This is a genomic window from Longimicrobium sp. (assembly GCA_036377595.1).
Lineage (GTDB): Bacteria > Gemmatimonadota > Gemmatimonadetes > Longimicrobiales > Longimicrobiaceae > Longimicrobium.
On sequence record DASUYB010000015.1, the window covers coordinates 43,852 to 55,956 of the forward strand.

At 69.3% G+C, this 12,105-nt stretch carries 13 protein-coding genes; 5 read left to right on the forward strand and 8 right to left on the reverse strand.

Going from position 1 to position 12,105, the window contains the following annotated elements:
- Nucleotides 1–19: 19 nt before the first annotated feature.
- Nucleotides 20–364 carry a thioredoxin gene (trxA, locus tag VF092_02300; GenBank protein ID HEX6746117.1) on the reverse strand — a complete coding sequence of 115 codons (345 nt, stop codon included), beginning with the start codon at nt 362–364 and terminating at the stop codon, nt 20–22.
- A 103-nt stretch (nt 365–467) separates the two neighbouring features.
- Here trxA and mce point away from each other — a divergent pair, with 103 nt between their 5' ends.
- Complete coding sequence (gene mce, locus VF092_02305; protein ID HEX6746118.1) at nt 468–878, forward strand: methylmalonyl-CoA epimerase; 411 nt, start codon at nt 468–470, stop codon at nt 876–878.
- Nucleotides 879–989: 111 nt separating this feature from the next.
- Here mce and VF092_02310 read toward each other — a convergent pair whose 3' ends face one another.
- Together VF092_02310 and VF092_02315 are read right to left on the reverse strand one after the other, a co-directional pair.
- Nucleotides 990–2,645 carry a hypothetical protein gene (locus tag VF092_02310; GenBank protein HEX6746119.1) on the reverse strand — a complete coding sequence of 552 codons (1,656 nt, stop codon included), beginning with the start codon at nt 2,643–2,645 and terminating at the stop codon, nt 990–992.
- A 452-nt stretch (nt 2,646–3,097) separates the two neighbouring features.
- Complete coding sequence (locus VF092_02315) at nt 3,098–3,541, reverse strand: hypothetical protein (GenBank protein ID HEX6746120.1); 444 nt, start codon at nt 3,539–3,541, stop codon at nt 3,098–3,100.
- Between the two features lie 285 nt (nt 3,542–3,826).
- On the opposite strand from VF092_02315, the gene VF092_02320 reads away from it, so the two are divergent.
- Both VF092_02320 and VF092_02325 read left to right on the forward strand, forming a co-directional pair.
- Nucleotides 3,827–5,287: an aminotransferase class V-fold PLP-dependent enzyme gene (locus tag VF092_02320; protein HEX6746121.1), complete on the forward strand. Its 1,461-nt coding sequence runs from the start codon at nt 3,827–3,829 to the stop codon at nt 5,285–5,287.
- Nucleotides 5,288–5,331: 44 nt separating this feature from the next.
- Nucleotides 5,332–5,835 (forward strand): NUDIX domain-containing protein, encoded by a 504-nt coding sequence (locus VF092_02325; GenBank protein ID HEX6746122.1) that lies wholly within the window; start codon nt 5,332–5,334, stop codon nt 5,833–5,835.
- Nucleotides 5,836–6,044: 209 nt separating this feature from the next.
- On the opposite strand, the gene VF092_02330 is transcribed toward VF092_02325, so the two are convergent.
- The 4 genes from VF092_02330 to clpB all read right to left on the reverse strand — a co-directional run bounded on the left by VF092_02330 (nt 6,045) and on the right by clpB (nt 10,669).
- On the reverse strand, nt 6,045–6,596 hold the full coding sequence (locus VF092_02330) for a PIN domain-containing protein (protein ID HEX6746123.1): 552 nt from the start codon (nt 6,594–6,596) through the stop codon (nt 6,045–6,047).
- A 14-nt stretch (nt 6,597–6,610) separates the two neighbouring features.
- Nucleotides 6,611–7,075: a helix-turn-helix domain-containing protein gene (locus VF092_02335; protein HEX6746124.1), complete on the reverse strand. Its 465-nt coding sequence runs from the start codon at nt 7,073–7,075 to the stop codon at nt 6,611–6,613.
- A gap of 233 nt (nt 7,076–7,308) precedes the next feature.
- Nucleotides 7,309–7,767 (reverse strand): hypothetical protein, encoded by a 459-nt coding sequence (locus VF092_02340; GenBank protein ID HEX6746125.1) that lies wholly within the window; start codon nt 7,765–7,767, stop codon nt 7,309–7,311.
- A 259-nt stretch (nt 7,768–8,026) separates the two neighbouring features.
- Nucleotides 8,027–10,669, reverse strand: coding sequence for an ATP-dependent chaperone ClpB (gene clpB, locus VF092_02345; GenBank protein ID HEX6746126.1), 2,643 nt, complete (start codon nt 10,667–10,669; stop codon nt 8,027–8,029).
- Nucleotides 10,670–11,150: 481 nt separating this feature from the next.
- Here clpB and VF092_02350 point away from each other — a divergent pair, with 481 nt between their 5' ends.
- Nucleotides 11,151–11,393, forward strand: coding sequence for a hypothetical protein (locus VF092_02350; protein HEX6746127.1), 243 nt, complete (start codon nt 11,151–11,153; stop codon nt 11,391–11,393).
- A gap of 56 nt (nt 11,394–11,449) precedes the next feature.
- Nucleotides 11,450–11,659, forward strand: coding sequence for a hypothetical protein (locus VF092_02355; GenBank protein HEX6746128.1), 210 nt, complete (start codon nt 11,450–11,452; stop codon nt 11,657–11,659).
- A 98-nt stretch (nt 11,660–11,757) separates the two neighbouring features.
- On the opposite strand, the gene VF092_02360 is transcribed toward VF092_02355, so the two are convergent.
- The gene (locus tag VF092_02360) at nt 11,758–12,042 is read right to left on the reverse strand and encodes a hypothetical protein (GenBank protein ID HEX6746129.1); all 285 of its coding nucleotides are present in this window, start codon (nt 12,040–12,042) and stop codon (nt 11,758–11,760) included.
- Nucleotides 12,043–12,105 lie beyond the last annotated feature (63 nt).

Sequence of the window (12,105 nt, forward strand, 5' to 3'; positions counted from 1 at the left end):
CCGCCCGTCTGTCCCGCGGTTACGCCGCGGCGCCGTTCAGGTGCTGCTGGATCTTGCGCTCCAGCACCGGGCGCGGCACCGCGCCGATCACCTGGTCCACCAGCTTCCCCTCCTTGAAGAAGAGGATGGTGGGGATGGAACGCACGCCGAACTGCGCCGGCGTGCGGGGGTTGGCATCCACGTCCATCTTGCCGACGGTGAGCTTGCCGGTGTAGTCGTCGGCGAGCTGCTCCACGATGGGCGCCACCATGCGGCACGGTCCGCACCACACGGCCCAGAAGTCCACCATGCTCAGCGTGGGGCCGCCGGTGATGTCCTGGAAGTTCTGGTCGGTGATCTCGACCACGTTCGCGCTGTCCGCCATTGGGCTCCCTTTCCTGTTCTGCCGGTAGCCGATCCACCCGGTGCGGGCTAGCTTACCGGCCCTGTATCTCTCAACCGAACATCCACTTGCACGAAGGGGACCGATGGACGCCCGGGCGCTGGACCACGTGGGAATCGCGGTGCACTCGCTGGACGAATCGCTTCCCCTGTTCGAATCTATCACGGGTGGCAAGGGGTACGGCCGCGAGACCGTGGAGCAGCAGGGCGTCGAGGTGGTGTTCCTGGGCACCGGCGACGGCCGCCTGGAGCTGCTGGCCCCCACCCGCGAGGACTCGGGCGTGGCGAAGTTCCTCGCGAAGCGGGGGCCGGGGATGCACCATCTGTGCTACCGCGTCGCCAGCATCGAAGACGAGCTGGAGCGCTACCGGGCGCAGGGCGCGCAGCTGATCGACGAGCACGCACGGCCGGGCGCGGCGGGCCACATGGTCGCCTTCATCCACCCGAAGTCCACCGGCGGCGTGCTGGTCGAGCTGCTGCAGGCGTCGGGGCACTGAGACGAAACGGCAAAATCCTCACGCGAGAGGAGCAGAGGCGGCGGAGATGAGTTTCTCTGCTGCCTCTGCTTCTCTGCGTGAGACCCTTTTCCGAAAATGGGGGGACACCGCCTACGGGATCACCCGCACCGCGTCCGTGCCGCGGATGTACGTGCCGTCACCCAGGCTCCCGCGCAGCACGAGGAAGGTGGTGGCCGGCGTCAGGTCGCCGTTGGCCAGCAGCGCCAGGCGCGAGAAGTGGAGCACCAGGTCCGGCCGCCCGTCGCCGTTCACGTCCGACACCGACGCGAACAGCGTCCCGTTGTTGCGCGTGTCCACCGGGGTGTCGGCGCCGCTCTCGTCGCCCAGCGTCACCGTCGACGGCACCACCTTCGTGGCGTCGAACGACGCGTCGGAGAGCACGGCCACCGCGATGCGCGCGTCGCCCACGGCGTTCAGCTTGATGCTGTTGGGGTCGCTCCCCGGCTTGATGTCGATGCGCACCGGCACCACGTTGCGCACCACGATGGTCACGTCCTGCCGCCCGAACTCGGCGCCGTCGCCCACCACGCACACCGCGAAGTGGTACACGCCGTCGGCCGTGCCCGCGGGCGGGCCGAGCGTCAGGTCGAACTCCTTCGTGGCCGGGAGCGTCACCCCGGTGTACGCGCCCGGGCTCGTCCCCCGGATCCACGGCGCGAACGCCTCGCTCCCGGGACACACCTGCAGCGTGAGCGAGTCCACCGTGCTCACCTGCGCCTGGATCAGCCCCGCGATGGCCGTGGCGATGTCGGTGCCGCCGGGGATGGTGCCGTCGGGGTTGATCACGAAGTTCGTGCCCCCGACGCGCGCCGCGTAGGCGTTCCAGAGCGAGATCCCGAACGCGTCCGGGTTGCTGTACAGGTTGATCAGCGTGATGTCGTGCGCCTTCATCCCATCCAGCACGTCCAGGATGGGCAGGTCGTCGGCCGTGCTCACCACGCCGTCGCGCCCGGGGTCCCGCCCGGTGGAGAAGCCCGGCGAGCCCACCGGGCCGCCCACGTCGCAGTCGTGGGGGATGTTGTCGGCGAAGTTCACCACGATGCGGGCCGCCCCCGGCCGCCAGCCCAGCGGGCCGTCGGTGCCCGCGCCGGCCGGGGTGAGCTCGGCGTACGTCTCGTACAGCGCGCGGCTGTACGACTCGGGGCCGTCGAAGCCGTTTCCCAGCGAAAGGGCCGAGATCGACGACGCCACGTTCGCGGGCACGGCGGTCAGCGGGCGGCTCACCCGGAAGGGCCGGTCGCCGCTGGAGCCGTACTGGGAGGCGTAGCCGCACGAGGAGTAGAACGCCGGATAGTCCTCGTAGCTGGTCACGCCGAAGCGCACGTCGCCGATCACGCCCGACACGGCGTTCATGATGTTGACGGCGTTCGTCTTCATGTTGTTCAGCTCGCCGCCCATGCTCCCGGTCAGGTCCATCGAGAACACCACGTCGCCCTTCGGCGGCGCGGCGGGAAGGGTGGCCACCTTGTGCTCGGTGATGGTCTCGCCGGCCATCATCGTGTCGACCAGCGTGGCGGGCGTGAGCGAGCCGGCGGCCGCCGCGGCCAGATGCAGCGGGCCCGCCGGCGCCCGGGCCTGCAGCACCGGCGGGGTGAGCGCGCCCCACGACTCCGGCGCGGGGTTGGCGGCGCGCACCAGCGGCTGGGGCCCGCCCTGCGGAACCGCGGCGGGGCCGCCGGAGTGGTCGGCGCAGGCGGCGAGCGCGGCCGCGCCGGCGAGAACGAGAATGCGATGGCGTGTGATCATGAAATGCCTCCAAGGGAGTGGACCCGGGTGGGTGTGCCGCAGGAGAGCCGCGGCGAGGCCGGGCGCGGGTTTGGCTCAGGGGGACGGGGGAAGATTCAGGGTCCCCGGAGAGGATTCGCCTGGCGCGTTACGGAGGCGGCGGTCGCGGCAGCAGGGAGAGGGAGCGCATCGAGGAACGGGGCAGGAGGATGAACGATGGAACATTGCTGAACCACGGTATCGTTCCTCATGCGCCAATTGCAATCAGCATACCTCCCTGTCGGATGTTGCAAATCATTATGGAGATTAGATTTAGACTCCTGCAGACTCGGATGCGCCATTTATCGTGAGACACGCGTGCCCCGCATCTGGGCCGCGGATGGGACGGCGCGACAGAGACCGGGATACGGCGAACGCGCGCGGCGACCATCGGCCGCCGCGCGCGTTCGTGCAGGCTCGTCGCGGGATTTGTGCTACTGCCGCTTCGTCACGGCCTCCAGGTCGACCTGCTCCACCAGCCACCCCCCCTCGGCGGTGCGGACGACGACGAAGGGGACGTCGACGGTGCGAGTTTCCTGCGTCAGTTGCACGGTGATCTGCTCGGCGTCGGAGCGGCCGGGGATGGCCTGCTCGCCGCGGATCACGAAGCGGGTGTTCTTCAGGATCTCGGCGATGGCGTACATCCGCCGCTCCACCTGCTGCTGCGGGTCGCGCGAGGCGATCGGCCCCTCGCGCGTGCCGAAGACGGCGCCCATCCGCGCGTAGTCCTTCGCGGCCACCAGCCGCATGAACTGCTCGACCACCTGCGCCGGCGCGCCCGCGGGGCGCACGCCGCCGGTGGAGCCGGTGCGGCCGCCGCACGCGGCCACGGCGGCGAGCAGCACGAAAGCGAGCGAACGGATTCGCCAGGAACGCAAGCGGACCTCCGGGTGTGGCATGGGAATTCGGGGAGTGTTCGGCGGTCCGCGAATGTTGGCGCGGCGGACGGGGGATGTCAAGCTGGACGGAGGTTAGGAAGTCCTGAGTCCTGAGTCCCAAGTCCTAAGTGCTGAGTGCTGAGTGCTGAGTGCTGAGTGCTGAGTGGGGATGGTTCAGTCGCATCGAAGAGTCAGGGTGGTACATCGGGAGATTCGATTGCGCGCCGCCACTCGTGCCGCTTCTAATTCTGATCTCCATCGTCCTTTCCTCGTTCTGTTCGACAGATGGCGATTCCAGTGAATGAGTCGGCTGCCGCGCGCGACGTGGGCACCGGGTGGACGGCGGACGAGGTGCGGCGCGTCGGCGAGCGCGTGGCGGAGATCGTCGCCGGCTATCTCGGCGCGCTCCCGGACGGGCCCGTGTTCCGCCCGATGCCGCGCGACGCTGTCGCGGCCATGCGCGGCGCCTCCGCTCCCGCGGAGGGCATCCCGGCAGACGCGCTGCTGGACGAGTTCGTGGAGACCGTGGCCGCATACCCGTTCGGCAACGGGCACCCGCGCTGGTTCGGCTGGGTGAACTCGCCGCCGGCGGTCATGGGCATCTTCGCCGAGGCGCTGGCGGCGGCGATGAACCCCAGCGTAGCCGGCGGCAACCACGCGGCGGTGCACCTGGAGCACCAGGTGGCCGGCTGGCTCAAGGAGATGACCGGCTTTCCCGCGGACGGGATGGCGATGCTGGTCAGCGGCGGCTCCGCCAGCGCGCTCACCGCCCTCACCGTCGCCCGCTTCGTGGCCGCACGGCGCGCCGGGTGGGACGTGCGCCGCGACGGGATGCGCGGCTTCCCCGCCCCGCTCCTCGTCTACCGCACCTCCGAGGCGCACGGCTGCAACCAGAAGGCGGTGGAGATCCTGGGCCTCGGCTCCGCCGCCCTCCGCGAGGTTCCCGCCGACGCCGCGCTGCGCATGGACGCCGCCGCGCTCGACGCCATGATCCGCGCCGACGCCGCCGCGGGCGCCATCCCTATGGCCGTCGTCGCCAGCGCGGGGACGGTGAACACGGGCGCGATCGATCCGATCGAGGACATCGCCCGCGTCTGCCGCGAGCACGGCACGTGGCTGCACGTGGACGGTGCCTACGGCGCGCCGGCCATCCTCAGCGCGCGCTATGGGGACGCGCTGCGCGGCCTGGCGCTGGCCGACAGCGTGGCGATGGACCCGCACAAGTGGATGTACATCCCCGTCGAGGCCGGCGTGGTGATGGTGCGCGACGCCGGGGCGATGCGCGAGGCGTTCAGCCTGGTCCCGCCCTACCTGCGCACGGACGACGACGAGGCCGGCGTGCAGGGGCCGCCATGGTTCAGCGAGTTCGGCATCCAGCAGACCCGCGGCTTCCGCGCGCTGAAGGTGTGGATGGCGATGAAGAGCTTGGGCCTCGACGGCTACCGGCGGCTGATCGAGCACGACCTGGCGCTCGCCGGCTACCTGGCCGCACGCGTCGCCTGCGAGCCGGCGCTGGAGACGTGGGAGCCGCGCGGCCTGAGCATCGTCTGCTTCCGCCTGCGCGGCGACGACGCGCTGAACCGCGCCGTCCTGCGCGACGTGCAGCTCGGCGGCCGCGCATTCATCACCGGCACCGTGCTCGCCGGACGGTTCTGGCTGCGCGCCTGCATCATCAACCACCGCGCGACGGAGTCCGACGTCGACGCGATGGTGGACGCGGTGCTGGAGGCGGCGGGACGCGCGTGATTCGTGAGAAGCGGTAACCGCGGAAAGAGCTTCCAGGAACGGGCATGCCGAGAACGAGTGCCGGCCTGCTGATGTACCGCCGGGCTTCCGACGGTCTCGAAGTCCTGCTCGTTCATCCAGGCGGGCCGTTCTGGGCGAAGAAAGACGCGGGCTCCTGGTCGATCCCCAAGGGCGAGTACGATCCGTCCGTGGAGAACCCGCTGGACGTCGCACGGCGCGAGTTCGAGGAGGAAACCGGGATCCCGCCGTCCGGCGAGTTCCTGGAGTTGGCGGCGATCAAGCAGCCGAGCGGAAAAGTCATCACCGTGTGGGCATTCGAGGGAGATTGCGACCCCGACGCCATCCGGAGCAACACGTTCACGATCGAATGGCCGCCGAAATCCGGCAAACAGCGGGAATTTCCAGAGGTCGACCGCGCCGGGTGGTTCGATCTTGCTGCAGCCGCCGGCAAGATTAACCGCGGCCAGCTTGGATTCCTGCAGAAGCTTGCCGAAGTTCTGGATGCCGAAGTTCCAGTTGCCGACGCGGATCAGCCCGGGCCGGACTGAACAGGAGACCGTGTTCGACCGGAGATTCGCGAAGGCCACCTCACATGCGGGAGATGGCCTTCGTTTTTGCCTGCATTTTCGGACCTCCTCCGCTTGCGCGCGCCTCCATCCTCAACCCGCCGCGCAACCAACGCCGACGTTCACCCCATGGTGGGACGCCGTGCCGAAGGCGGCGCTACGATTCGAGGGAATGGGACTCGGAACGGGGATTAAAGATCGCTCCGTAATTGGCGGAGTCTTTCCGCGGTCTTCTCGAGCCCGGAGTGGTCGAGCTTCTCGATGTACTCATCCCGGGAAAACGCCGGCCGCGTCAGCGCCGCACGGTGGGCGCGAAAGGCGGCAAGCACTTCCGTCGGTGCCTGCCGCAGCCGATCGATCAGGAAATCGTCGGGATGACGGGCCTCCACGCGCCACGGCGAAAGGATCGCATGCGGAAAGTCGCGACCGTTGAATGTGACGATGATCTCCGCACCGCTCTCGATCGCCGCCGCCAGGACGTGCCGGTCATCGGGATCGGGCAGGCAGATGGCGGTGATCCGGTGCTCGTAGCCTTCGACCAGCGCGCCGGGGACGGCGGCCTCCATCAGCTGCCGTACTCGCTGCAGCTTCTCCAGGCTCAGATCGTTCCTGCGAGCCAGGACGCCGCGGATCCACTCATCGTGAATGCGGTCGGTCCATCGCGGTGAAACGGCGCCGGCACGTGCGAGGCGCAGCAGCAGGTCCCGCAGGAATGCGGGATAAAGCACGTTCGCGTCGTACACCGCGACCGGCCGGCTCACTCGTAGAGCCCGAGATCCTGCGACAGCGAGACGAGTTCGGAATACGCATGCTCTGCGTCGGCCTCCAGCCGCGCGCGATACCGCAGCACATCGGCGTAGCGCACGCGCCGGTGCGTTCCGACCTTCCGGAACGGCATCTTCCCGGATTCGAGAAGCTTGACCAGGTACGGGCGCGACACGTTCAGGAAGTCGGCGGCCTTCTGCGTCGAGAGCTCGCGATCGAGCGGCGCCACGGCAACGCTGTTCCCATCGGCTACTTCGTCGATGATGAGGACCAGCATGTCGAACACCTGCCCGGGGATCGAGAACTCCCCCTTGTCCGCTCCGCGGGTGACGACGAAGGTGACGATGCTGCCCCGCCGCTTCATCCGTCCAAGCCTGGACGCGCTTTCGCGCGCCACCCGCACATCTTCGTCGGTGGGCTGGATCGGCGCCGGCAATACGCTGCTGATGAAGTTCATGGCTCTGATCGCTGGTGAACGCCTGCCGAAGGATACCCAATAATCGAAATAAACGCAACGGGGACCGAAAAACGAGCCGCCCTTCGCCGGGAAGGGACGACTCGCCTGGTCGATGACCGACAGTGGATCACACCCCCGCGGCCGCGGGCTCCTCGCGCGGGGCCTCGCGGCCGGCGGCGCGGAAGGCAAGCTGGGCAGGATGATGCGCCGCCGCCGACGGTTCTGTGTGTGCGCTACTGGATGCGCCTGGGCGTCACCCGCTCCACGTCCATGGTGGAGATGCTGCCGCCCGGCGCGGCCGCGGAGTACACCGCCACCACGTCCAGATCGGAAGCGCTCTGGATCACCAGGAACCCGTCCAGGCTCGTGACGCCCGCGATCCGGGTGATTTCGCGGCAGGTGATCGCGATCACGCGGTCGGGCCCGATCGCCTGGGCCTGAAAGCCTGTGACCGGTCCACCCGATCCGCTTCCGATCGGGCCAGCCTGCGCCACCTTGAAAACGAATCGGGTGTTCTCGCGCAGGCTGTTGTGGATGTTCACCGTGGTGGCGACGGTGGCCGGCACCGTGAACGGCTCGCCGCGGCCGCACACCACCTTCACGGCCCACTCGTTCTGGGCGGCGACGGCGCGCGGTGCGAGCCCGCATGCGGCGGCGATGAAGACGGCGGCGATGATCCGGCTGGGTCGCATGGTGGCCTCCTGTGGATTGGAGAGATGAACCGGCGGGACGCCGATCGCCCTCGCATGCGCCATGCACGTGCGTTCCGTCGCGCGCTCTTCTTACGCTGCAAGCACTTGGCAAATCCCAGGGAGATCGGCGGGCACCGCAGGCGGGGCGCTCCCGCCCCACCGATGGGACATACCGTCACACGTACATGCATCGGACAAGCGGCCCCGCTCCTCGCGGACGAGGAGCGGGGCCGTTCGCCGACGGAGAGCGAGAGGACGGTCAGACGGCCGCCGGCACCTCTTCCTCCCGCGGGGCCTCGCGGCCGGCGGAGCGGAAGGTGAGCTGGGCGGCGCCGGGGTCGCGGTCCACCACCACCGTGTCGCCCTCCTCGAACTCGCCCTCGAGCACGCGGACGGCGAGCGGGTTCTGCACCAGCCGCTGGATGGCGCGCTTCAGCGGCCGCGCGCCGTACGCCGGGTCGTATCCCTCCTCGGCGATCAGCTCCTTGGCCGCATCGGTCACCCGCAGCGTCATCTTCCGCTCGGCCAGCAGGCTTTCCAGCCGGCGCAGCTGCAGGTCCACGATGGTCTTCAGCTCGGCCCGGTCCAGCGGCTTGAACACGATCACGTCGTCCACGCGGTTCAGGAACTCGGGACGGAAGTGGCGCCGCATCTCGGCCAGCACCTGCCGCTCCACCTCCTCGCGCGTCTCCGGGCGGTCCATCCGCGGCGCGTACTCCAGGATCAGCGTGCTGCCGATGTTGCTGGTCATGATGATGACCGTGTTGCGGAAGTTCACCGTGCGCCCCTGGCTGTCGGTCACCCGCCCGTCGTCCAGGATCTGCAGCAGCACGTTGAACACGTCCGCGTGCGCCTTCTCGATCTCGTCGAACAGGACGACGGAGTAGGGGCGCCGCCGCACGGCCTCGGTGAGCTGGCCGCCCTCCTCGTAGCCCACGTATCCCGGCGGCGCGCCGATCAGCCGGCTGACGGCGTGCTTCTCCATGTACTCCGACATGTCGATGCGCACCATCGCGTCCTCGTCGTCGAACAGGAACTCGGCCAGGGCGCGCGCCGTCTCCGTCTTCCCCACGCCGGTCGGTCCCAGGAAGATGAAGGAGCCGATGGGGCGATTGGGATCCTGCATCCCCGCGCGGCTGCGGCGCACGGCGTTGGCCACCGCCTCCGTCGCTTCCGGCTGGCCGATCACCCGCTGGTTGAGATGCTGGTCCAGGTGCGCCAGCCGCTCGCGGTCGCTCTGCAGCATCCGGCTCACCGGGATGCCGGTCCACCGGGCGACGACCTCGGCCACGTCGTCGGCGTCGACCTCCTCCTTCAGGAACTTGCTCTGCTTCTGCAGCTCGGCCAGCCGCGCGTCGCTCCCGGCGATCTCCTTCTGCAGCGCGGGGATCTCGCCGTACTGGATCTGCGCGGCGCGCTCCAGGTCGCCGGTGCGCTGGGCGCGGTCCAGCTCCACCTTCAGCTCGTCGAGCCGCTCCTTCTTCGCCCGGATCTCCTGGATCGCCTGCTTCTCGCTCTGCCACCGCGCCTTCATCCCGCTGCTCTTCTCGCGCAGGTTGGCCAGCTCCTCCTCCAGCCGCTGCAGCCGCTCCTTGCTCTCGGGGTCGGACTCGCGCGACAGCGCCTGCCGCTCGATCTCCAGCTGCATGATGCGGCGCTCCACCTCGTCGATCTCCTGCGGCATGCTGTCGATCTCGATGCGCAGCCGGCTGGCGGCCTCGTCGATCAGGTCGATGGCCTTGTCCGGCAGGAAGCGATCGCCGATGTAGCGGTTCGACAGCGTGGCGGCGGCCACGATCGCCGGGTCGGTGATGCGCACGCCGTGGTGCACCTCGTAGCGCTCCTTCAGCCCGCGCAGGATGGCGATGGTGTCCTCGACGCTGGGCTCGCCCACGAACACGGGCTGGAAGCGCCGCTCCAGCGCCGCGTCCTTCTCGATGTACTGGCGGTACTCGTCGAGCGTCGTCGCACCGACCACGCGCAGCTCGCCGCGGGCCAGCGCCGGCTTCAGCATGTTCCCCGCGTCGGGCGAGCCCTCGGTCTTCCCCGCGCCCACGATGGTGTGCAGCTCGTCGATGAACACGATGAACTGCCCGTCGCTGCTGGTGATCTCCTTCAGCACCGCCTTCAGCCGCTCCTCGAACTCGCCGCGGTACTTGGCGCCGGCCAGCATGGCGCCGATGTCGAGGGAGATGAGCGTCTTGTCGCGCAGCCCCTCGGGGACGTCGCCGTTGATGATGCGCTGGGCGAGGCCCTCGACGATGGCCGTCTTCCCCACCCCCGGCTCGCCGATCAGCACGGGGTTGTTCTTGGTCCGGCGCGAAAGCACCTGCACCACGCGGCGGATCTCCTCGTCGCGGCCGATGACGGGGTCGAGCTTTCCCTGCCGCGCGCGCTCGGTGAGGTCGGTCGAGAAGCGCTGCAGCGCCTGGTACTTCTCCTCGGGATTCTGGTCGGTCACGCGGTGGGCGCCGCGCACCTGCTCCAGCGCCTCGAGCAGCGTCTTCCGGTTCGCGCCCTGCGCCTTGAGGAGCGACGCCGTGGCGAACCCCTTCTCCGCCAGGCCGAGGAGGAAGTGCTCGGTGGAGACGTACTCGTCCTTGAGCTCGCGCGCCTCCTTCTCGGCCTGGTCGAGCACCGCGTTCAGCTCGCGCGAGATGTGCGGCGTGGCGCCGCTCTGCTTCGGCAGACGCTCGGCCTGCGCGTCCGTCTCCGTCCGCAGCCGGGTGACGTTGACGCCCACCTTCTGCAGGATGGGCACGACGATCCCCTCCTCCTGCTCGAGCAGCGCCATCAGCAGGTGGAGGTCTTCGATCTGCGGGTTGCCGGCGCGCTGGGCGCGGCTCATGGCGTCCTGCAGCGCCTCCGCCGATTTGACAGTCAGACGATCGGGATTGATCATCGGATCTCCCTAAGTTGTTGATTTATCTAGATCTACCTTGCGCCCTGGATACGGCGGAACCGCGGGGGGATCCGCCTTCCGCACGGAGAGGATGCATTCGCACGGCGGACGTCGCTGGCCGGGAGAAAGGGAACTTTCGTGCCCGGATTTCCGTGCCAAATCGTCAGTTTCCCCGCCGAATGCGCGGTGTGTTCCCGGATGCGGCGGACGCAGGCGGCCCCGCCGGTCGCGCAGGTGGTGGGAGCAATCGAAAGCCATCGGCAGGTTTCCGGCCGGGGGATGAAGAACGAGGAGCACCTCGATCTCCTTCGATCCCCTTCTCCCCATCAACAATCGCCCTGAAAGGGAATCGAAGTAGATGGGCTCATCCCTGGATCTCCATACTTGCGGGCAATCAGATCTCCCTATTCTATTCGTCTCACGTCGTGAAAGACGCGCTATCTCAGCAGACTCGGTCCCTCACCCTGACGGGAGGAGTGCAATGCCCCGGAACTCCGCTGTTCGCCGCGCCGCGCTTGCCGTGCTGACCGCGGCCTCGCTCGCGTTCGGCGCGCGCGCGGCGCTGGCCAGCCCCGCGCCGATGCAGACGTGCACCGACCCCGCCAACTCCGTGGGCTCGTGCAGCTCGACGTCGGACTGCCGCAAGATCTGCAACCGGCTGTCGAACGGGCTGATCCCCGTGTGCGACACGCGCACGCACTGCTGCAGCTGCCAGAAGCTGTGACGGTGGGCGCCGCCCGAGGGGCGGGCGGCGCGCGTTTCCCTCACGCAGGAGGCACCATGCCCAGGACGGCTCGCATCCGGAACGTGCTGTTCGGCGCCGCCGTGTGCGCCGCGCTCGGGTTCGGCGCCGCGTCGGCGGCGGCCCACCCGCGCTCGGCGAGGTCGCCGATCATGGACTCGGCCGCGGAGTGCACCCAGTACTGCACGGCCATCGGCAAGGTGCACTCGAGCTGGGACCCGGTCACCGGCGCGTGCCGCTGCTGGTGAGCGCGGACCCGCGAGCCGGCTCAGGACCCGGTGAGCAATGAATGCGGCGGCACGCCAGAAAGCGTGCCGCCGCTTCGTTGTTCTTGCGATGGCGATGCTTACTGCCGCTGCATGGCCAGCCCGTAGCCGTATCTCCCGTTCTCCAGCCGCGCGGGAGAGATGGGAAGCATAACGCGGCGCCCGTCCGGCAGCGTCCACACGCGGCCGCCGTCCTCCGTCGCCGGTGCGCCGTGCCTCGCGGCGAGCGCGGCCGCGGCGCGGTCAAGGTCGCGCTGCACCGCCGCGGAGTCGCCCTCGGCCGAATAGAACGCGTGCCAGAGCACGCGGCTGCGGAAGCGGGCCCGGAGCACGGCGCGCACGCCGGCGCGCCGCGCCTCGAACACCAGCGTCGAATCGGGCGTCGGCGGGTCGGCCGCCGGCGTGAACCCGAGCCGCGCGAGGCGGGC